General features: G+C 65.3%; 20 protein-coding genes and 1 pseudogene. 7 read left to right on the forward strand and 14 right to left on the reverse strand.

Annotated elements, in window-relative coordinates; all coding sequences use genetic code 11:
* Positions 1-3 precede the first annotated feature (3 nt).
* Both GGD67_RS00875 and GGD67_RS00880 read left to right on the forward strand, forming a co-directional pair.
* Positions 4-1,626 (forward strand): M23 family peptidase, encoded by a 1,623-nt coding sequence (locus GGD67_RS00875; protein WP_179730547.1) that lies wholly within the window; start codon positions 4-6, stop codon positions 1,624-1,626.
* 84 nt (positions 1,627-1,710) lie between these two features.
* Entirely contained in the window at positions 1,711-2,703 is a 993-nt protein-coding gene (locus tag GGD67_RS00880) for a DUF808 domain-containing protein (RefSeq protein WP_179730548.1), read from the forward strand.
* A gap of 7 nt (positions 2,704-2,710) precedes the next feature.
* On the opposite strand, the gene GGD67_RS00885 is transcribed toward GGD67_RS00880, so the two are convergent.
* Positions 2,711-3,214 (reverse strand): cupin domain-containing protein, encoded by a 504-nt coding sequence (locus GGD67_RS00885; protein ID WP_179730549.1) that lies wholly within the window; start codon positions 3,212-3,214, stop codon positions 2,711-2,713.
* 20 nt (positions 3,215-3,234) lie between these two features.
* Positions 3,235-3,714 (reverse strand): carboxymuconolactone decarboxylase family protein, encoded by a 480-nt coding sequence (locus GGD67_RS00890; RefSeq protein WP_179730550.1) that lies wholly within the window; start codon positions 3,712-3,714, stop codon positions 3,235-3,237.
* A 54-nt stretch (positions 3,715-3,768) separates the two neighbouring features.
* Here GGD67_RS00890 and GGD67_RS00895 point away from each other — a divergent pair, with 54 nt between their 5' ends.
* Entirely contained in the window at positions 3,769-4,296 is a 528-nt protein-coding gene (locus tag GGD67_RS00895; RefSeq protein ID WP_179730551.1) for a MarR family winged helix-turn-helix transcriptional regulator, read from the forward strand.
* 7 nt (positions 4,297-4,303) lie between these two features.
* Here the strand turns inward: GGD67_RS00895 and GGD67_RS00900 are convergent, their stop codons facing one another.
* From GGD67_RS00900 to GGD67_RS00910, 3 genes are all read right to left on the reverse strand, one after another.
* Positions 4,304-4,489, reverse strand: a complete 186-nt coding sequence (locus GGD67_RS00900; RefSeq protein ID WP_179730552.1) for a hypothetical protein — start codon at positions 4,487-4,489, stop codon at positions 4,304-4,306.
* An 82-nt stretch (positions 4,490-4,571) separates the two neighbouring features.
* Positions 4,572-4,823, reverse strand: a complete 252-nt coding sequence (locus tag GGD67_RS00905) for a hypothetical protein (protein ID WP_179730553.1) — start codon at positions 4,821-4,823, stop codon at positions 4,572-4,574.
* Between the two features lie 73 nt (positions 4,824-4,896).
* Positions 4,897-5,157 (reverse strand): hypothetical protein, encoded by a 261-nt coding sequence (locus tag GGD67_RS00910; protein ID WP_026202873.1) that lies wholly within the window; start codon positions 5,155-5,157, stop codon positions 4,897-4,899.
* 148 nt (positions 5,158-5,305) lie between these two features.
* On the opposite strand from GGD67_RS00910, the gene GGD67_RS00915 reads away from it, so the two are divergent.
* Positions 5,306-6,535 carry a lytic murein transglycosylase gene (locus GGD67_RS00915; RefSeq protein WP_179730554.1) on the forward strand — a complete coding sequence of 410 codons (1,230 nt, stop codon included), beginning with the start codon at positions 5,306-5,308 and terminating at the stop codon, positions 6,533-6,535.
* Positions 6,536-6,645: 110 nt separating this feature from the next.
* Here the strand turns inward: GGD67_RS00915 and GGD67_RS00920 are convergent, their stop codons facing one another.
* From GGD67_RS00920 to recJ, 3 genes are all read right to left on the reverse strand, one after another.
* The gene (locus tag GGD67_RS00920; RefSeq protein ID WP_092258474.1) at positions 6,646-7,443 is read right to left on the reverse strand and encodes an aldolase; all 798 of its coding nucleotides are present in this window, start codon (positions 7,441-7,443) and stop codon (positions 6,646-6,648) included.
* Between the two features lie 95 nt (positions 7,444-7,538).
* Positions 7,539-8,348 (reverse strand): SDR family NAD(P)-dependent oxidoreductase, encoded by an 810-nt coding sequence (locus GGD67_RS00925; RefSeq protein WP_179730555.1) that lies wholly within the window; start codon positions 8,346-8,348, stop codon positions 7,539-7,541.
* 65 nt (positions 8,349-8,413) lie between these two features.
* Positions 8,414-10,255, reverse strand: coding sequence for a single-stranded-DNA-specific exonuclease RecJ (gene recJ / locus GGD67_RS00930; protein ID WP_018323076.1), 1,842 nt, complete (start codon positions 10,253-10,255; stop codon positions 8,414-8,416).
* A gap of 280 nt (positions 10,256-10,535) precedes the next feature.
* Here recJ and GGD67_RS00935 point away from each other — a divergent pair, with 280 nt between their 5' ends.
* The 3 genes from GGD67_RS00935 to GGD67_RS00945 all read left to right on the forward strand — a co-directional run bounded on the left by GGD67_RS00935 (position 10,536) and on the right by GGD67_RS00945 (position 13,185).
* The gene (locus GGD67_RS00935) at positions 10,536-11,612 is read left to right on the forward strand and encodes a methyl-accepting chemotaxis protein (protein WP_092258484.1); all 1,077 of its coding nucleotides are present in this window, start codon (positions 10,536-10,538) and stop codon (positions 11,610-11,612) included.
* A gap of 363 nt (positions 11,613-11,975) precedes the next feature.
* A complete protein-coding gene (locus GGD67_RS00940) occupies positions 11,976-12,719 on the forward strand; it encodes an SDR family oxidoreductase (protein WP_091956819.1) in 744 nt (247 codons plus the stop codon).
* A gap of 49 nt (positions 12,720-12,768) precedes the next feature.
* Positions 12,769-13,185: a cupin domain-containing protein gene (locus GGD67_RS00945; RefSeq protein ID WP_018323073.1), complete on the forward strand. Its 417-nt coding sequence runs from the start codon at positions 12,769-12,771 to the stop codon at positions 13,183-13,185.
* Between the two features lie 174 nt (positions 13,186-13,359).
* Here the strand turns inward: GGD67_RS00945 and GGD67_RS00950 are convergent, their stop codons facing one another.
* From GGD67_RS00950 to GGD67_RS00975, 6 genes and pseudogenes are all read right to left on the reverse strand, one after another.
* The gene (locus tag GGD67_RS00950; RefSeq protein ID WP_179730556.1) at positions 13,360-14,421 is read right to left on the reverse strand and encodes a glycosyltransferase family 4 protein; all 1,062 of its coding nucleotides are present in this window, start codon (positions 14,419-14,421) and stop codon (positions 13,360-13,362) included.
* A 134-nt stretch (positions 14,422-14,555) separates the two neighbouring features.
* Positions 14,556-14,771: a hypothetical protein gene (locus GGD67_RS00955; RefSeq protein ID WP_179730557.1), complete on the reverse strand. Its 216-nt coding sequence runs from the start codon at positions 14,769-14,771 to the stop codon at positions 14,556-14,558.
* Positions 14,772-14,903: 132 nt separating this feature from the next.
* Positions 14,904-15,908, reverse strand: a complete 1,005-nt coding sequence (locus GGD67_RS00960) for a 4-hydroxythreonine-4-phosphate dehydrogenase PdxA (protein WP_179730558.1) — start codon at positions 15,906-15,908, stop codon at positions 14,904-14,906.
* Positions 15,905-17,444 (reverse strand): annotated as a pseudogene (locus GGD67_RS00965) (tripartite tricarboxylate transporter permease). Before GGD67_RS00965 ends, GGD67_RS00960 begins: the two are co-directional and overlap by 4 nt.
* 10 nt (positions 17,445-17,454) lie before the next feature.
* Positions 17,455-17,937: a tripartite tricarboxylate transporter TctB family protein gene (locus GGD67_RS00970; RefSeq protein ID WP_026202871.1), complete on the reverse strand. Its 483-nt coding sequence runs from the start codon at positions 17,935-17,937 to the stop codon at positions 17,455-17,457.
* A 229-nt stretch (positions 17,938-18,166) separates the two neighbouring features.
* On the reverse strand, positions 18,167-19,159 hold the full coding sequence (locus GGD67_RS00975) for a tripartite tricarboxylate transporter substrate binding protein (RefSeq protein ID WP_179730559.1): 993 nt from the start codon (positions 19,157-19,159) through the stop codon (positions 18,167-18,169).
* Between the last annotated feature and the right edge of the window lie 46 nt (positions 19,160-19,205).

The raw sequence follows: 19,205 nt of genomic DNA on the forward strand, positions 1-19,205 counted from the left end.
CAGGTGCCGCCGGGGGGCGAGACAGTGGTTGGGAAGGGTTTCCGCTTCGTCTCGCTTCTTTTGGCGTCGCTTTCGCTCCTCATTGCCACTCCGCTCGCTGCGGATGAATTCCGCAGCCCCTCGCTCACGGCCCTGCGCGTCGACTGGCGCGCAGCGCTCGACCAGCTCCGCACCGAGATCAACAGCCGCCCCCGGGTCGCGGACGATTTCATCTTCGCCCCTCGCCGTTCGGTGCCGCGCTACGATCCCCGCGCGATGCCCGCATTGGTGCAGCTCAACGCGGTATCCTCGCGACTCTTCACCGGCATCACCCGCAGTCCCGTACCGGTGCTGCTGCCGTTCGACGCCGCCGCTTACCTCGAGGCGCAGCGCAGCGGCGCGACGGCGACGCTCGCGCTGTCGCGCTATCAGGCGGACTTCAATCCCGTCGACATGTTCGATGCCGGCCCCGCCGGTTACAGCGCGACCTTCTCGCTCGAGCCCGGCGCCGGCGACGGCATGCCAAGCCGGGTGTTCACATGGCCGGTCGAAGTGCAGATCACGGGATCGGCGCTGGTCTACGACATCGCCGATCCCACCGGCGGCAAGGGCGAGCAGATCAAACCGCTCATAGCGCTCTATCCGGACCTGCGCAGGTTTATCCGGGAAGGCTATGTACGCTACGCTTTTACCCGTTTCGGCGTCGCCTATGTGGTGTCGATTCAGTGCCTCGACAGCGTCGCCAAGCCGCGGCGGCTGGCCTGCAAGGAAGCCTATCCGGTCGCCGAGCGCTTCCTGAAGGCCCTGCGCGTCGCCGGCGGCCAGCGCATGCGACCATTGACGGACATCGCCTCCAACATCCTCGATCGCCCGACGGGCCGTTCACCGGATTTCAGCTACCGGCCGAGCGGCGACATCATCCCGAACACCGGCTACCGCAAGCAGGGCGGCCATCCCGACGCAATGGCCTATGCACAGATCCGCTTTCCGCTCGAAAAGGCTCCCGCCTTCGTCCGCTCGCAATCCTATGCCAAGCGGGACAGGACGGAGAGCACGACCGCCTATCCCTGGCGCGACAATTTCTGCGAGTCCCGCAGTTTCGAGGTTTGGCAATGCGCGGGCGGTTACGGCCACCAGGGCGAGGACATCCGCGCCGCCGACTGCCCACCGCCCGGCGAAGGCCGCGAGCCCTGCGATCCCAAGCAGCGCGGTGTCGTCGCGGTGCGCGATGCCATCGTGATCCGCGCGTCCAGGGACCAGGCCGCGACGCTTCAAGTCAACAGCCGCACCGAGCACATCCGCTTCCGCTACATGCACATGAATCCGCACGCAATGAACGCCGATGGCGTGCTCAATGGCCGCATCGTCACCGAAGGCGAGAAGATCGGCGTGATCTCGAATTATCTCGACCATCCCGCCGGTACCTCGATGCATCTGCATTTCGACGTGCAGGTGTTCACACGCGACGGCTGGATCTGGGTCAGCCCCTACGTCACCCTGGTCTCCGCCTACGAACGCCTGATCCACGCCCGCGGCCGCGAGGTCGGCCCGGAGATCGCCGTCACGTCGCAGCCGGTCGCCCATGCACTGCCGGACGACGTGATCAAGCCGGATCTGCGCGAGGGATCGAGCGGCGAGGAGAATTGACGGCTTGCTCGCTCCAACGAAGGGCGGTGCAAGAGCTTGTTGTCGCGCGCACCGCCGGCTCAAACAAAAACAGGGATCGGGGTGATGAGTGTCGGACTGATCGGTCTTCTCGACGATATCGCGGCGATTGCAAAGGTGGCAGCGGCCTCGCTCGACGATGTGGCGAGCCAGGCTGCCAAAGCAGGCGCAAAGGCGGCTGGCGTGGTCATCGACGACGCGGCCGTCACGCCGAACTACGTCATCGGTTTTGCCTCGAAGCGCGAACTGCCGATCGTCGGCAAGATTGCAGTCGGATCGCTGCGCAACAAATTGCTGATTTTGCTTCCCGCTGCCCTGCTGCTTGGTTATTTCCTTCCCGCCGCGGTGACGCCGCTGCTCATGCTGGGCGGAGCCTTTCTCTGCTACGAGGGTACCGAGAAGGTGCTCGAAGCCGTAATGCCGCATCATGCGCACCACCATGAAGCCCAGCTCGAGCCGATCGCGCTGAATGCCCGGTCGGTCGAGGACGAGAAGGTCGCGAGCGCCATCAAGACGGATTTCATCCTGTCGGCAGAGATCATGGCGATCACGCTGGCGGCCCTTCCGGCAGGCAGCATCTGGACGCAGGCGCTGGTGCTGGCACTGGTCGGCTTCGGTATCACGGTCGGGGTCTACGGCGTGGTGGCCCTGATCGTGAAGGCTGACGATGCCGGCGTGGCCCTTGCGGGCTACGATGGCGCCTCAGTCATTGGCGCCGCGATCCGCTCGCTTGGACGCACGCTGGTCCGCGGTATGCCCACGTTCCTGACGGTGCTGAGCACCATCGGCACTGCCGCCATGATCTGGGTTGGCGGCGGCATCATCCTGCACGGCATCGAAAAATACGGCCCGCCCGTGGTCGGCCGCACGGTCCATGCCGCAACCGAGGCGGCCGCACACGCCCTTCCATCCATTGCCGGCATCATCGAATGGTCGGTCGAGGCAGCCATCTCAGGCGTGCTTGGACTTCTTGTCGGCGCAGTTGCGATTCCGGCAGTCCAATACGGTCTCTCGCCGGCATGGAAACGGCTGAGGCGATCGCGGGATCGCGCCTCCTAGCCGTGCTCTACTCCAAGAACGTTGTGAGCTGCGCGCCCTCGTCCGCCACGAACACCGCGATCAATTCCGCAGGCTCCGTCAGGCTGGCATTGGCCGAGACCAGATGCGTCGAGCCCGGCGGCTCGAAGAAGGACTGGCCAACGCCAAACGTCGCGACAGGACCGCCGCCAAGCTGGGAGCGGATCTCGCCCTTGGTGATGTAGGCGGTCACGGATCCTGCGTGACGATGCGGGCGCGAGAATCCGCCCGGACCATAGGTGACGCGCACGATGGTGACGCGCTTGCCCGGCACGTTCGGCAATGCGTAGGAGCCGATCGGTTCGACCTTGTCGAGCGGCGAGCTCTCCGCCGCGCTGGCGCAGAGCGGCGCCAGCGCGCCGGAGACGGCATCCATCGTCACCGGCAGCGCCTTGCCGATCGCCAGCGCACAGGCCAGCCCTGCGACGACGGCGAGCGCGGTCGAACGTGACGGTGCCGGACGCTGTACGGCAGATAAGCTCATTGCTGTCATCATAACCTCCCTTGTGCCGATCAGGATGCCGCAGCATTCGCGGCCACCGGCCGCGGCGCCGGCGTCCAGCGAAACGCAGCCCCAAAGCGATTCCAGACATTGATCGAGGCGACCGCCGAGGTCAGGTACATCAGTTCGGTCTCGGAGAACTCCCGGGCCGCTTCGGCATAGACGTCCTCGCTGACGCCGTCGGGCAGGACGGTCAGCGCCTCAGCCCAGGCCAGCGCGGCACGCTCACGCGGCGAAAAGATCGGCGCCTCGCGCCAGACCGCGACCAAATGGAGCTTGTCGACGGGAACGCCGATCCGCTCCGACAGCAGGACATGATGCTGCACGCAGAAGGCGCAGCCGTTGATCTGCGAGGCGCGCAACTTGACGAGCTCGAGAAGCTGCTTGTCGAGGCCGGCCTTGGCCGCAAGCTGACCCAGCGCCAGCACCAGATCATAGACGTCGGGCGCGATCTTCTTGAAATCTTCGTATTCGCTACGGGCATGTGACATTGCGGTTCACCTCGTCTTATTATAAGTGTGCTTACATCTTATAAGAGCTCTGACATGTCACGCAAGACCGATGCCGTCACCAGATCGAAAACCCGCCCGGTGCCCGAACCTGCCGGCGACGCGGCGGTGCGTGTTCCCGCTGCCGGCGAAGGCAAGCGCGGCGAGCAGGGCTATCTCGGCTATCTGCTGCGCCAGGCTCACGCCGCAGTCCGTCTGACGACGGAGCGGACGCTCGCCGATCTCGGCGTGACCTCGCCGCAATTCGCGGTGCTGACGATGCTGAATGCCTATCCCGGACTATCAGGCGCCGATGTCGCCCGCCTCACCTTCCTCACGCCGCAGACGGTCGGGGTCATCATCCGCAACCTCGAACGCGACGGCGCGATTCTGATGACCCCTCATCCCGTCCATGGCCGCATCCAGCAATGGACACTGACCAAGCGCGGAACGACGTTGTTGAAAGCGTGCCGGGAACGGGTGATGGTGCTGGAGAAGCGTCTTGCCGATGGCCTCGATGCCAAGGCCGAAGCGAGCATTCGGCGATGGCTCGCCAACGTCGCGACCGAGCTGCAGGGGGACTAGGCGAGGCCTAGTCGCCGCCTCCCCCGTCGCCGCCGTCACAGCCGGCGGCATCCGAGAAATCGCCACCCGCACCGCCGTCGCCGCCCTGAATACCGCGGCCAAAGTTCTCGGAGATTATCATCAGAACGACGACGAAGAGCCCGGCGCCGAAGGGCCAGGGATTGGCACGGATGATGTCGAACAGCTCCCGCATGCCGCATCTTACGCAGGCGGAAGCGAACCGACCGTAAAACGACAGGCCTAAAGTCAGGGATATCGGGAAGCGCGGGAGCCGACTACCCGCCTTTCAACAGTTTCTTAACCTCACCGTCGACCCAGGTCTCGTCCGCCGCGATCACCCGTACGCGGCTGTTGTCGGCAGCATTCACCAGCACATGCGAGCTCACCTGGTCGGCGCTTTGCTCGAGGTGCAAATCGGTCTCGGGCTTCCAACTCAGCGTGGTTGCGAGATCGCCGGGAAAGATCTGCCATTGCGATCCGTCGTCGAGTTCGACGACATGGCTTTCCGCATGCGTATGTATCTTCATTCCACCCCGAATGTTTGATGAACGGACTGCATGCGCAAGGCGGGCCCCGACGCTCCGCCGGGGCCCTGCTCCGTCAGTCGTTGTCGTGATGAATCACGGTCTTGCTGCGATTGCCGAATTCATCCTGCTTCTTGATCACCGTGGTGCGATCAGAGGGCTCGCGCTCCCTGATGACGGTGGTGCGGTCGCGATCGCGATCCCGCTCACGATACTCGTGGGACTGACCGACCGTCACGCCGGCGCCGACCGGGCCGACGTGAACGCCGACTTCATCAGCGAACGCAGGCGTCGCAACGGCGGTGATCATGGCGGCGGCAAACAGATATGTCCTCATCATCTCTTCCTCCTTCCGGATACGGAGGGAATGCAGGACTGCGACAGTTTGTTCCGACAGAAGCATGATCCCGGGCCGCGCAGAATCAGCCGCGCGGCTGTTCCAGGAACCGACGCACACCGGCCATGTTTCGGGCTACAATGTGCCCATGACGCACGCTGATTCCTCCCCCCATCCGACTCGCCGCAGCCTGCTGCAATCGACGTTCGGTGCAGCCGCTTTGCTCGCATTCCCGACACACGTGCTCGCCGCGCCTCCAGGCTTCGACGAATGGCGCGAGAGCTTTCGCGTACGCGCGATAGCCAAGGGCATCTCGGCCGCGACCTGGCAGCGCGCGATGGGACGGGTCGAGCCCGACATGAGCGTGTTCAAGCAGATGCGGAGCCAGCCCGAATTCCACGAGCAGGTCTGGCAATATATCAACCGCCGCGTCTCCGACTGGCGCATCATCAACGGCAAGATCGCGCTGAAGAACAACGAGGCGCTGCTGGCGCGCATTGAGCGGGATTTCGGTGTCGAGCGGGGCACGCTGCTGGCGCTGTGGGGCGTCGAGTCCGCTTATGGCGATCCCCTGGTGCAGCAGAACCACATGACGCCGGTGTTTCCCTCGCTCGCCGCGCTCGCCTGGAACGAGCCGCGCCGCAAGGCCTATTGGGAGACCGAGCTGATCAATGCGCTGCGCATCGTCGACAAGGGCTGGAGCACGCCCGAGCAGATGCAGGGATCCTGGGCCGGCGCGATGGGCCATTCGCAATGGATGCCGGAAGTCTGGCTCAATGTCGGCATCGATTATGACGGCGACGGCAAGGTCTCGCCCTTCGGCAAGCCCGACGACGCGCTGGGCTCGACCGCAAAATATCTCGTCAACCGCGGCAAATGGCATCGCGGCGAGCATTGGGGCTATGAGGTGCGCGCCGCCGGCAATATGAGCGGCAGCCGCACCTATGCGGCCTGGGCGTCAGCCGGCGTCACCCGAGCCGACGGCCAGCCGTTCCCGCAGCCGAACGCATCCGCGCAAATGTGGACGCCGGTTGCAGGCGGACCGACCTTCCTGCTCGGACCGAATTTCTACTCGGTGAAGAGCTACAACCCTTCCATGAACTATGCGCTTGCGATCTGCCATCTCGGCGACCGCTGCCTGGGGGCGCCGCCCTTCATCCAGCCCTTCCCCGGCTCCGAGCGCGCGCTGACGCTCGCCGAGGTGCAGGAGATGCAGACGCGATTGACGAAAGCCGGTTTCGACACCGGCGGCACCGACGGCCGGGTCGGCAACGACACCATGAAGGCGATCAAGGATTTCCAGCAGCGCGCGGGGATTGCGCCAGCGGACGGCTATGGCGGGCTGAAGGTGCTGGCCAAGCTGCGGCAGGGGTCGTAGGCCTCGCGTTGGCCCGTAGCCCGGATGGAGCGCAGCGTAATCCGGGACAATACCTCCGCTGTTGAAGTCCCCGGATTTCGCTGCGCTTCATCCGGGCTACGCACTCATCGCTAATGCCGGTACTGCGGCTCTTCGGCGTCGAGCTGCCTGCGGATCGCGGCGAGATGGAGCCGGGCGGATTCGGAATCGCCTTCGCGCATCTGCCTGTAGGTCTCGGCCGCGATCGCGGGATCGACGGGCAGCACCTTCCGTCCCGTCGACATCGCCAGCACCTGCACCTCGGCGGCGCGCTCGAGATAATAGAGATCGTCCCAGGCTTCCGCGATGGTGGGCGCCAGCACCATCACGCCGTGGTGCTTCATGAAGACGATGTCGGCATCGCCGACGGCGGATGCGATGCGCGCACCTTCCTGGTTGTCGAGCGCAAGACCGTTGTAGTCGCGATCGACCGCGGTGCGGCCATAGAATTTCAGCGCGGTCTGGCCGGCCCAGATCAAGGGATCGCCTTCGGTCATCGACAGCGCCGTCGCATAGGGCATATGGGTGTGGAATGCGACCTTGGCGCGCGGCAGGCGCTTGTGCATCTCGGCATGGATGTAGAACGCGGTCGCCTCCGGCACGCCCTCGCCGTCGAGCACATTGCCGTGGAAATCGCAGATCAGCAGCTTTGAGGCCGTGATCTCGCGAAAGGCATAGCCATAGGGATTGACGAGAAACAGATCGTCATGCCCAGGCACGACGGCCGAGAAGTGGTTGCAGATGCCTTCCTCAAAACCGTTGCGCGCCGCCATGCGGAAGCAGGCGGCGAGGTCCTCGCGCGCGGTGCGGATTGCATCGGTGGCGAGGTCCGGCCGGTTCGAGCGGAATGGCGCTGACGCGGGTGAGGAAGCGTGAAGGCTGTGCGCCATGGCGAAGGACACCTCTGTCGATCGAAAGCTGCCGTCTTGTACAGGGGCGGCGCCTGCGCGTCAGCCCCTGCGACCGCCACCCTGCCCTGCGCGGCTCAGGCCCGCCGCGGCACGCCGCCGGCATTCATGCCGCCGTCGATGACGAGCTCGCTGCCGGTGACGTAGCGCGAGGCATCGGAGGCCAGATACAGCACGCCTGAGGCGATCTCCGCCGCCTGCCCCGCGCGGGCGAGCGGCGTGACGACCTTGGCACGCTCCTCGGGATCGATTGGCGCGTTCTGGCCGGCGCCGGTCGCACCCGTCGGGATCTTGCCCCAGATCGGGGTATCGATGATGCCGGGATGCACGGAATTGACCCGGATGCCGTCGCCGGCCGCCGCGCATTCCATTGCGATCGATTTGGCGAACAGCCGCACGCCGCCCTTGGTCGCCGAATAGGCCGACAGGCCCGGCGCGCCGCGCAGGCCCGCGAGCGAGGACATCATGACGATCGAACCGCCGCCATGCTTGCGCATCAGCGGCAGGCAATGCTTGACCGAGAGAAACACGCCGTCGAGGTTGATCGCATTCTGCTTGCGCCAGTCGGCGAGTGTCATGTCGACGATCGATGGCACGGAGATGCCGATGCCGGCATTGGAGACGAGAATATCGAGCCGACCATGGCGCTTGGCGATTTCGGCGACGATATCGATCCAGCGCTCCTCGCTGATGACGTCCTGCTCCAGGAACATCGCCTTGCCGCCGGCTTTCGTCACGCGCTTGGCGAGCTCGGGCCCGCGCAGCTCGTCAATATCGGTGATGACAACAGTCGCGCCCTCACGCGCGAACAGATCGACGATGGCCTCGCCGATACCCGAGGCGCCGCCGGTCACCAGCGCGACCTTGCCCTCAACCTGCCCTGCCATGTTCACTCCCTTTTTTGTTGTTTGAGCGACGTACTTTGCGTCGTCTGCGCTGGTCAGATCTTGCGTTATCTAATCACGGATGGCCCCTGGTCCGGTAGCGCGACGTCGATGACGCGGAATTGCACCCGCTCGACGCCCTGGTAGCGATCGACCGAGAGCGAGCCGGCGACATGCAGCTGCTGGCCGCGGTTGGCCAGCAGCGCGTTGCCGAGCTTCTGGCCGACCGAGCGGAACGCGATGCCGTTGACGATGGCGCCATCGCCCGACTTGAAGCGCAGACGCAGATGCGCCTGCCCGACCTCGTCGGCAAAGACGAGCTGGTGCGCCGGCAGCGCCAGCACGGCTTCCGGATTGCCGCTGCCGAACGGACCGGCACGGTTCAGCGTTGCCGCAAGCTCCGTCGTCACGGCGCGCGCGGAGACCGCGCCGTCGATATAGAGCTCGTTGACGTGGCGCGCCTCGGCGACGTCCTGCGCCAGCGCATTTTCGAGATAGGCGCGAAACTCGGCGAGCTTCTCTTTCCGCAACGTCACGCCCGCGGCCATCGCGTGGCCGCCGCCCTTCAGCAGAATGCCGTCAGTGACCGCCTGCCGCACCGCCTTGCCGATATCGACGCCCGCGATCGAGCGGCCCGATCCGGTACCGATGCCGCCGGGCTCGAGCGCTATGGCGAAAGCGGGCCGCGAAAACTTTTCCTTCAGCCGGGAGGCAACGAGGCCGACCACGCCGGGGTGCCAGCCTTCGGACGCCGTGACGATGACGCCGAGCTTGTCCTCGAGCCCGATCGAGGCCAGCGCCTCGGCTTCGGCCTGGGCTTCAGCGGCCTGCTCGATGACGCGCCGCTCGCCGTTGAGGCGGTCGAGCTCGGCGGCGATCCGCGCGGCCTCGACGCCGTCGCCTTCCAGCAAGAGCCGCACGCCGAGATCGGCGCGGCCGATGCGGCCGCCGGCATTGATGCGAGGCCCCAGCATGAAGCCGAGATGCCAGGCCTCCGGCGGCCCGTTGAGCCGCGCCACGTCCATCAGCGCGGTATGACCGACATGGTCGCGCCGCCGCATCGCGATCAGCCCCTTGGCGACGAAAGCGCGGTTGAGACCGATCAGCGGCGCGACGTCGGCAACCGTGCCGAGCGCGACGTGGTGCAACATGCCGAGCAGATCGGGCTCGGGCATCTCCGCGCTCCAGAAACCGCGCTGACGCAGCTCGCGGTTGACCGCAACCAGCGTCACAAGCACGAGACCGACAGCGGCGAGATGGCCGAGGCCGGAGAGATCATCGAGCCGGTTCGGATTGACCAGCGCGTCAACCTCCGGCAGCTCGGTGCCGGCCTGGTGATGGTCGATTACGACGACGGACATGCCGAGGCGCTTGGCTTCCGCCAGCGGCTCGATGCTGGTGGTACCGCAATCGACGGTGACGAGCAGCGTGGCGCCCTTGGCCGCCAGCCCGCGAACGGCTTCGACATTGGGCCCGTAGCCTTCGAAAATGCGGTCGGGAATGTGGATCAGCGGATCGAGTCCGCAATGACGCAGGTGCCAGGCCAGCAGCGCCGCCGAGGTCGCGCCGTCGACGTCGTAATCGCCGAAAATCGCGACCTTCTCGCCCTTCGCCGCCGCATCCGCGATCCGCTTCGCCGCCGCCTCCATCTCCGTCACCGTGAACGGGTCCGGCATGAGCTTGCGGATGGTCGGATCGAGAAAGTCGGGCACCGCGTCGATATCGACGCCGCGGCCGGCCAGCACCCGCGCCAGCAATTCGGGAAGCTGGTGCCGCTGCACGATGGCGAGCGCCTGGGCCGCCCCGCGGGGATCCAGCCGGTCGCGCCAGAGCTTGTCGGTCAGCGAGCGGGCGACGCCGAGAAAGGCCTGGGGCGCTTCGACAGGCAAGGCAGTGGCGGGCGGCGTCATGATGAGGGGCTGGCTAGAGGGACCCGGAAGTCGGAGCTGTCGCATCGGTTCGGCTGGCGACGACGATTGACCCGGAATCGCCTGGGATTTGCAATCTCCGCGTCGCACAAAGCGGTGGATTGCCGATTTGCTGCGCCGACTGACTATCATTTGGGCATTCGGCGGAACAGCAAATTAAGCAGGCGTTAGGCGGAATCCTCGAAAAAGAATCGTATTCGATCTGTAAGCGATTGTTCCGGGTTCATTGCAGATCAGACCTCATTGCCAAGGGAAATCCCCGATGTCTGCTGCGCTGGGTCTGAAGGCCAAGCCGATCGCCACCGAACCCGCTGACGACGATTCCGACATCTCCGCGCTGATCAACCGCCTCACCGCGGAGGTCAACCAGATCGCGGTCGACAAGACCAAGTCAATCCAGCAGATCACCAACCAGATGAAGATGCTGGCGCTGAACGCGCTGATCGAGAGCTCGCGCGCCGGCGCGCAAGGCGCGGGCTTCGCGGTGGTGGCACAGGAGGTACGCGGCGTCGGCCAGCAGGTCGAGACCATCGCGCGCGAGCTCGAAAGCCAATTGACCAAACGCACCGGCGATCTCGTCGCCTCGATCGACCGCATGAGCCAGCGCTCGCGCGGCGAGCGCATGGTCGACCTGTCGCTCAACGCTATCGAGCTGATCGACCGCAACCTCTATGAGCGCACCTGCGACGTGCGCTGGTGGGCGACCGATTCCGCCGTGGTCGATTGCGCGGCCTCGCCGACCGCCGCAGCGGTGTCGCACGCCTCGCAGCGCCTGGGCGTGATCCTCGGCGCCTACACCGTCTATCTCGATCTCTGGCTCTGCGACCTCGACGGCAACGTCATCGCCAACGGCCGCGCCGACCGCTTCCGCGTCGTCGGCCAGAACGTCGCCCACACCAAGTGGTTTCGCGAGGCGCGAACCTTGCGCTCCGGTGACGACTACGTCGCCGGCGACGTCGAGAACCAGCCGCTGCTCGGCAACGCGCAGGTGGCGACCTATTGCGCCAGCGTCCGCGCCGGCGGCCAGGCCCACGGCGCCCCGATCGGCGTGCTCGCCATCCACTTCGACTGGGAGGCGCAGGCCCGCGCCATCGTGCAGGGCGTGCGCGTCGGCGACAGCGACAAGGCCCGCGTGCTGCTGGTCGATTCGAATTTCCGCATCATCGCGGCGTCCGACGGCCAGGGCATCCTCAGCGAGCGCATCTCGATCTCGCTGAACGGCCAGCGCTCCGGCTTCTACCATGACCGCTCGGGTGCCCTGGTCGCGTTCCATGCGACGCCGGGCTATGAGACCTATCGCGGGCTCGGCTGGTACGGCGTGATCGTCTGCGGGGCGTGAGACAGCCGGCCGATCTAGAAAACGCGAAAACAACCCCATGCACAGTAGCCAAAGGGCTGCTTTCATTGGTGTTTTCAGCCGGGCTTGCGTCCTCGTTCTCTCAAACATTTTGACAAGTCGGGCAAAACACTGGCACTCTGCGATCATCGCAGAGTGTGTTTGCGGCGCGAGGGAATGACCCTAGCGGTTTTGTGAAATCGCACTCCGGCTTCTGAAGCATTTTCCGGCAAGCCACGCCCGTAACAGGCAAGAGCCCCGCGCCCTTGATCGATAGAGTCGCTTCGCATCACGTTGATCGACGTGAGCGCGCGAGTCCGCCCTGGCTAATCATCTCGCGCTCGTTACATGCCAAGGAGACCTGCCATGAAGATCGTCGTGATCGGCGGAACCGGATTGATCGGATCCAAGCTCGTGGCGAAGCTCAAACAGCAGGGCCACGACGCGGTAGCGGCCTCGCCGAAATCAGGCGTGAACGCCGTGACCGGGGAAGGCCTCGCGGCGGCGCTGGCCGGCGCGGATGTCGTGGTCGACGTGGCCAACGCGCCGTCCTGGGAGCCCGCCGCCGTGCTCGAATTCTTCGAGCGATCGAGCCGAAATCTCGCCGCGACCGAGGCCGCCGCAGCCGTCAAGCATCACGTCGCGCTCTCGATCGTGGGGACCGATCGTTCGCCCGACATCGCGTATTTCCGTGCCAAGCTCGCCCAGGAGACCATCGTCAAGGCCTCCGCGGTCCCCTACTCCATCGTCCGCGCCACGCAGTTCTTCGAATTCCTCGGCGCCATTGGCGAGGCCGGAGCGGCCGGCGACAAAATCGTCGTTCCGTCGGCGCTGTTTCAGCCGATCGCCGCCGACGACGTGGTCGATTGCCTCGCAGAGATCGCGACGGGGCGGCCGCTGAATGGCACCATCGACATCGCAGGCCCCGAGAAGGCTCCCTTCAATGAGTTCGTCGCGCGCCGCCAGAAAGCCTCCGGCGACAGCCGTACGGTGGTCGGCGACCCAAAAGCGCAATATTACGGCGCTTCCATTCAGGACACATCGCTGAACCCGCTCGGCGAGGCTCGGCTCGGGAAGACGCCGCTCGCAACATGGCTCGCGCGCCTCTGAGGGGCCGCCATCCCGCAATCAATACAGAAACGGCAATGAAGGAAATCCCATGCGCAGATTGCTGATCGCAACGGCGGTTTACGCCGCGTCTGTCCTGACGGTCCATGCGGCCGAGACGGCAGCACCATCGGCCAAGGTCACGGTCGTATTTGACCAGGCGCTGCCCAATGTCCCCGGCAAGAGCATGAAGGGCGTGCTGGTCGAGTATGGTCCTGGGGGCTCGTCGCCGGCCCACATCCACGCGCCCTCCGCCTTCATCTATGCCACCGTCCTGGAAGGCGCGATCCGCAGTCAGGTCAATGACGGCCCGGCCCAGGTCTTTCGCAAGGGGGAGAACTTTTCCGAAAGACCCGGCGACCGCCACGGCATCAGCGCGAACGCCAGCGATACCGAGCCTGCCAAGCTGCTTGCCGTGTTCGTGGTGGATACGGCCGACAAGGAGCTGACAATGCCTATGCCGAAATAGCCTGCAGACGCACTCCCGCCAGGGTCGGGTTCTATTCGAGAGGGTCTTCTTCGATGGCTGGGCGGAATTGACGGCATCCGCGGTGATCTCGGCCGCGAATGCTGGCGAGATCGCCAGGGCGAAGACAAAGATGCGAACCCGCCCCGCCTTTGTCGGCGACATCGCCGTCTTCTTTCATGTTTCCGTCCGTTGTGCGGTGAATTCTCGATCTGTAACGGCAATCAGCGCGCGATACCGATCTTCGTACTGCCGCGCCATTCGGCGTGCGGTGAAGCGTTCCTCGAAGCGGGCTCGCACCCTCCTTCGATCCAGCTTGCCCAATTCGCCGACCGCCTTGACCGCCTGATCCTCGTTCTCGACGATGAAGCCGGTCACACCGTGCTCGATCACCTCAGGGACGGAGCCGGAGCGGTAAGCGATCACAGGCGTGCCGCAGGCCATCGCCTCGATCATGACCAGCCCGAAAGGCTCCGGCCAATCGATCGGAAATAGCAGCGCGGCGGCCCTGTCGAGGAAGGCCTGCTTTTTCACGTCATCGACTTCGCCGACAAGCTGGATCTTCTCGCCGTCGATTTGAGGCTCGAGGTGCTTCTTGAAATAGGCGGTCTCGGCGCGCGGAATCTTCGCGGCGATGCGCAGAGGCATCCGGGCCGCGTGCGCGATGCGGATGGCGTCCTCCGGCCCCTTCTCGGCCGTCAGGCGACCGAGAAACGCCAGATAGGCTCCCTCCTCATAAGAGGGGCGCAACAGCTCCGACGGCAATCCGTGCTGGATCGTTCCCATCCACTTCGCATCCGGAAGCGGCAGGCGCTGATGATCGGAGATCGACACGAAACCAGCCTCGGGGAATTGCCGAACCAATTCGGGCAACCCAGGCAAGTCGAGGCGACCGTGCACGGTCGTCATGAACGGCACGCCAAGCCGACTGAGCAACGGCAGTTGCAGCCAGTCGATATGCGCGTGGATCACATCGAAATCTCTCGCCCGCTTCGCGATCGCTTCCAGCAGCATTGCGTTGGCCGCACCCGGATCCGCGCCCTTTCGGCCGAGTCGCAGCGCGCGTGGCCATACCGGGTGAAGATTGCCGGTCGTGCGGGAGTCGCCGCTCGCAAACAGCGTGACGTCGTGTCCAAGCTTGACGAGTTCATCGACCAGCCAGGCCACCACCCGCTCGGTGCCGCCGTAGAGCTTTGGAGGGACGCTTTCGGCCAGGGGAGCAAGCTGAGCGATGCGCATGACTGCCCGCCGCTATACCGCTGACCGGACGATCAGCACGATGGCCGCGGACAGAAGGTTCGAGATCGCGACCAACGTCCACTGCGGCCTCGCGCTTGCGCTCGCCAGGCGGCACACAAGGCTCTCAATCAGGCTCAGCATGAGTCATCAGAAAGCCGCTCGAGATAGGCAAGCCCGAAACCCGTGAGCTCCTGGGCATCGCCGTTACTCTCGCGCGCTTCCCATCTCCCTCGCAAATGACGCTCGAGCAGGCATCGACGGCCGTCTGCAGCATCGACACCGCCATGGCGGGCGCGGTACACGCACCAAGCGGTATCGACCGCCGTTCGTAGCGGGTCGTCGTCGACCATCTTCCCAGCTCCCACTGGAGATATCCATGGGACGCCAACTCGTCGCGACGGCGGAAGTTTCCAGTTTTTCCCGAAAGTCTAATCCTGCCCGCAAGGCGAGCGCAGCAAGCGCTCACTGCCAGTGCGTGCAAATCAGGCGGCGCGTCGGGCGGCCATCTCCGCGGCGAGGAGCAACGCGGCGCGACTGGCGCCGATCGATGCGATTCCCTGCCCGGCAATGTCGTAGGCGGTGCCGTGCGCGGGCGTGCAGATCGGGAAGGGGAAGCCGCCGAGCATGGTCACGCCGCGATCGAAGCCCATCAGCTTCATCGCGATCTGGCCCTGGTCGTGATACATCGTCAGCACCGCATCGAAGGCGCCGCCCTTGGCGCGCAGGAAGACGGTGTCGGCCGGGAACGGCCCCTCCGCGGCGATGCCCTCGCGCTGGCCGGCTACGACCACGGGCGCGATGATATCGATCTCCTCGCGACCGAAATTGCCGCCGTCGCCAGCATGTGGATTGAGACCGGCCACCGCGATCCGCGGCCGCGCGAAGCCGGCGTTGCGCATGCAGGAATCGGTCAGCTTGAGCGCGCGATGGATGCGTTCGCTGGACAGGTTTGCAGCAACGTCCCTCAGCGGGATGTGCGAGGTCACCCGCGCGTTCCACAGCCGGTCCAGCACGTTGAACTCGCTCGCCGCCGACTTGAGCCCGACCACCTCCGCAGAGAATGCGATCTCGTCGTCGTACTCGGCGCGGGCGAGCCGCATCGCCTGCTTGTTGAAGGGAGTGAAGCAGACCGCATCGACATGGCCGTCGCGGCCGAGTTCGAGCGCGTGCCGATAGTTCGCCAGTGCGAACTTTCCGCCCGCAAGCGTCGCGGTCTTCGGCTCGACCTCTTTGGGATCAAGGTGACGAAGATCGAGAAACAGCGCCTCGCCCTCCGCCGCGCGAAGATCGGCCCCCTGCTCCACCATCTTCAGCACCGGCTTGACGCCGGCAATGCGCGCGCCCTCCTCGAAGATGCGGCGGTCGCCGATCACGACGAGCCGGCAGCTCGCGCGGACGTCGTCCTGCGCCACCAGCTTGGCCGTCAGCTCCGGGCTGATGCCGGCAGGATCTCCCATGGCCAATGCAATCAGCGGCTTTGCGGTCATATGATCACCTTCTCCTGGGCCGTCGGTTCGGTCGCGGGGGATGCGGGTTTGCGCCAGAGGCGCGCGAGCTGCAGCACGAGCGGAAGCAGCAACAGCGCGATGCCGGCCATGATCAGGCATGTCACCAGCTTGTTCGCGAAGAATATCCCGAGCGATCCCTTCGACATCAGCATCGACTGCCGGAACGCATCCTCGGCCTTGTCGCCGATGACGATGGCGAGCACGAGCGGCGCCAAGGGATAGAACAGCTTCTTGAAGAGATAGCCGACGATGCCGAAGCCGAGCATCATGACGACGTCGAGATAGGAGTTCGACACCGAATACGCGCCGACGACGCAGATGATCACGATCAGCGGGGCGATGACGACGAAGGGAATCCGCATCAAGGCGGCAAACACCGGAACAGTCAGCAGCACCAAGGCGACGGCGACGATGTTGCCGACATACATCGAGGCGATCAGGCCCCAGACGAAGTCCTTCTGGTCGACGAACAGCATCGGCCCGGGATTGAGACCCCAGATCATCAGCCCGCCCATCATGACGGCCGCGGTCGCCGAGCCGGGAATGCCGAGAGAGAGCATCGGCAGCAGCGCGCTGGTGCCGGCGGCATGGTCAGCCGTCTCCGGCGAGATGATGCCTTCGACCTCTCCGGTGCCGAAATAGCGGCCCCGGCGCGAGAAGCGGCGGGCAATGCCATAGCTCATGAAGGATGCCGCGGTCGGCCCGCCCGGGGTGATGCCCATCCAGCAGCCGATTGCGGCGCTGCGCAGCAACGCAATGCCATGTCGCGGCAGGCGGCCGACGGCGCGGAACACCTCGCGCCAGTCGATCTTCGAGGACACCGCGCGGGCATGGAATTCCTCTTCGACCGCAACCAGCAGTTCGCCGATGCCGAACAGGCCCATCACCGCGACGACGAAGCTCACGCCCTTGACGAGCTCGTCGACGCCCATGGTGAGGCGGACGCTGCCGGACACCGTGTCGATGCCGATCGCGGCGATGGCAAAGCCGATCGCGAGCGCCACGACGGTCTTGATCGGCGCGGCGCCGCCCATGCCGACGAAGCTGGCAAAGGCCAGGAAATAAACCGCAAAATATTCCGCAGGGCCAAAGGCGAGCGCGACCTGCGCCACCCAGGATGCGAGGAAAGTGATCAGGATGACGCCGATTAGCGCGCCGAAGGCGGCCGAGCCGAAGGCGGTGGCAAGCGCCGTGGTCGGCCTTCCGTCACGCGCCATCGGATAGCCGTCGAAAGTGGTCGCGACCGACGACGGCTCGCCGGGGATGTTGAACAGAATCGAGGTGACCGAGCCGCCGAACAACGCCCCCCAAATACATGCTGGAGAGCAGGATGATCGCCGACACCGGCTGCATGCCGAAGGTCAGCGGCAGGAGCAGCGACACGCCATTTGGCGCACCCAGCCCCGGCAGCACGCCGACGAGAATGCCGAGCAGCACGCCGACGACCATCAGCACCAGGTGCGGCACGGTGACCGCGATGGTGAAGCCGTGGAGGAGTTCCCCGAGATTGTCCATCGGTCCTCCGTCAGAACCCGAGGGCGGCTGCGAGCGCACCGTGCGGCAAGCTCACCTGGAACATGCGCTCGAACACGACGTAGAGCGCGAGTGCCGTCGCCGCCGCCATCCCCAGCGCGCGCGGCACGGATTGATGTTTTGGGATCGCCAGCACCGCGAAGACATAGAGCGACGAGGCGACGTACATCCCGGCGAGCGGGATCGCGGCTACGAAGATCGCGGCCGGCACGAACAGGCCGGCGAGCCGGCGCAGCTCGAAGGGCGTGATCGCGATGGGAACGTTTGCCAGGGACGCAACCGGCAACACGCCCCGCACCAGGTTGTAGAGGCTTCCGAGCACGATGACGATGCCGGTCAGGAACGGAAACGTGCCGGCGTCCACGCCCGCGCTCGACCAGCCGATGCCGTTGTCGAGGCTGGAGATGACGACGGACACCCCGAAGCCGCCGGTGAGCACGGCAGTCGCAAGTTCAAGAGCGCGGCGTGAGATCATGGGGGGCTCCGCTCAGGCGTCGGACAAGGGTCGGTAGTGGCGCATGCGTCTTTGCCCAGCCCTCGCTGTCGTCCCTGCGAACGCAGGGACCCATAACCCCAGGGAGACGTTTGACGAAGACTTGACGTCACATCCACGCCGGTACCACCACCAGCACTCCTCGAGAGATCACGCGGTATGGGTCCCTGCGTTCGCAGGGACGACAGCGGAGTTTGAGGCGCGCCCCACCTCACTTGACGAGCCAGCCCTGCTCGCCCGCGACCTGTTTGACGTGTTCGAGATCCTGCTTGATGAACTTGTCGAACTCGGCACCCGTCAGGAACGTGTCGACCTGGGAGGTCTTCTCGATGTAGTCCTTCCATTCCGGCGTCGCCTGCACCTTCTTCATGAGGTCGACATAGAACGCGGCCTGGTCCGGCGTGACCTTGCCGGGCAACCACACCGTGCGCGGCTGCTCATATTGCTTGATGTCGAGCCCCTGCTCGACGCAGGTCGGAACGTCGCCCCAGCCCTCGGTCGCGGTGACCTTGGCGCCCTGCGGCAGCCGCTTCGGGCTGAAAACGCAGAGCGGCCGCTGCGTGCCGCCGCGCCATTGCCCGAGGCTTTCGCTGGGATTGTTGACGTGGGAATCGAGATGTCCGCCGGCGAGCTGCACGGCGGTCTCGGCGCCGCTCTTGAAGGGGATGTAGGTCAGCTTGACCTTGCCGGCCTTCTCGATCATGCGTGTCAGCACCTCGTCGGTGTCCTTTGACTGGGCGCCGCCCATCTTGAACTCGCCCGATGCGGCCGCCTTCAGATAGTCGCCCGCCGTCTTGTAGGGCGCGTCCTGCTTGACCCAGAGCAAAAACTCGTCCTGCGCCATCGCCGCGATCGGAGTGAGATCGGTGTAGTTGAAGGCGACCTTGGAGACGAGCGGTTGCTGCCACGCGTTCGAGGTGCCGAAGATCACCTTGTAGGGATCGCCAGCGGAGGCCTTGCCATAGACATAGCCTTCGGCGCCGCTGCCGCCGCCCTTGTTGACGACGACGATCGGCTGCTCCGTCAGCTTGTGCTTGGTGATGATGTTCTGCACCGCGCGCGCGAGGTTGTCGGTCCCGCCGCCGGGCCCGGCGGTGGCGATGAACTCGATCGGCTTTTGCGGTTGCCAGGCACTGAGCGCCGGCATCGTGCCGGCGAGCATCGTCGCGGCTGCGGAGAGCATAAATATCGACGTCCGACCCATGATTTCCTCCAGCTGATTTTTGTCTCTTATTGTTGTCTGTCCTATC

This window comes from Bradyrhizobium sp. IAR9, assembly GCF_013408065.1.
Classification (GTDB): Bacteria; Pseudomonadota; Alphaproteobacteria; order Rhizobiales; family Xanthobacteraceae; genus Bradyrhizobium.

What these genes read in the sequence shown, in the direction of transcription:
- GGD67_RS00880 (WP_179730548.1), top strand. Translation starts at nt 1,711, where the DNA reads ATGAGTGTCGGACTGATCGGTCTTCTCGACGATATCGCGGCGATTGCA.
- GGD67_RS00885 (WP_179730549.1), bottom strand. Translation starts at nt 3,214, where the DNA reads ATGACAGCAATGAGCTTATCTGCCGTACAGCGTCCGGCACCGTCACGT.
- GGD67_RS00890 (WP_179730550.1), bottom strand. Translation starts at nt 3,714, where the DNA reads ATGTCACATGCCCGTAGCGAATACGAAGATTTCAAGAAGATCGCGCCC.
- GGD67_RS00895 (WP_179730551.1), top strand. Translation starts at nt 3,769, where the DNA reads ATGTCACGCAAGACCGATGCCGTCACCAGATCGAAAACCCGCCCGGTG.
- GGD67_RS00900 (WP_179730552.1), bottom strand. Translation starts at nt 4,489, where the DNA reads ATGCGGGAGCTGTTCGACATCATCCGTGCCAATCCCTGGCCCTTCGGC.
- GGD67_RS00905 (WP_179730553.1), bottom strand. Translation starts at nt 4,823, where the DNA reads ATGAAGATACATACGCATGCGGAAAGCCATGTCGTCGAACTCGACGAC.
- GGD67_RS00910 (WP_026202873.1), bottom strand. Translation starts at nt 5,157, where the DNA reads ATGAGGACATATCTGTTTGCCGCCGCCATGATCACCGCCGTTGCGACG.
- GGD67_RS00915 (WP_179730554.1), top strand. Translation starts at nt 5,306, where the DNA reads ATGACGCACGCTGATTCCTCCCCCCATCCGACTCGCCGCAGCCTGCTG.
- GGD67_RS00920 (WP_092258474.1), bottom strand. Translation starts at nt 7,443, where the DNA reads ATGGCGCACAGCCTTCACGCTTCCTCACCCGCGTCAGCGCCATTCCGC.
- GGD67_RS00925 (WP_179730555.1), bottom strand. Translation starts at nt 8,348, where the DNA reads ATGGCAGGGCAGGTTGAGGGCAAGGTCGCGCTGGTGACCGGCGGCGCC.
- recJ (WP_018323076.1), bottom strand. Translation starts at nt 10,255, where the DNA reads ATGACGCCGCCCGCCACTGCCTTGCCTGTCGAAGCGCCCCAGGCCTTT.
- GGD67_RS00935 (WP_092258484.1), top strand. Translation starts at nt 10,536, where the DNA reads ATGTCTGCTGCGCTGGGTCTGAAGGCCAAGCCGATCGCCACCGAACCC.
- GGD67_RS00940 (WP_091956819.1), top strand. Translation starts at nt 11,976, where the DNA reads ATGAAGATCGTCGTGATCGGCGGAACCGGATTGATCGGATCCAAGCTC.
- GGD67_RS00945 (WP_018323073.1), top strand. Translation starts at nt 12,769, where the DNA reads ATGCGCAGATTGCTGATCGCAACGGCGGTTTACGCCGCGTCTGTCCTG.
- GGD67_RS00950 (WP_179730556.1), bottom strand. Translation starts at nt 14,421, where the DNA reads ATGCGCATCGCTCAGCTTGCTCCCCTGGCCGAAAGCGTCCCTCCAAAG.
- GGD67_RS00955 (WP_179730557.1), bottom strand. Translation starts at nt 14,771, where the DNA reads ATGGTCGACGACGACCCGCTACGAACGGCGGTCGATACCGCTTGGTGC.
- GGD67_RS00960 (WP_179730558.1), bottom strand. Translation starts at nt 15,908, where the DNA reads ATGACCGCAAAGCCGCTGATTGCATTGGCCATGGGAGATCCTGCCGGC.
- GGD67_RS00970 (WP_026202871.1), bottom strand. Translation starts at nt 17,937, where the DNA reads ATGATCTCACGCCGCGCTCTTGAACTTGCGACTGCCGTGCTCACCGGC.
- GGD67_RS00975 (WP_179730559.1), bottom strand. Translation starts at nt 19,159, where the DNA reads ATGGGTCGGACGTCGATATTTATGCTCTCCGCAGCCGCGACGATGCTC.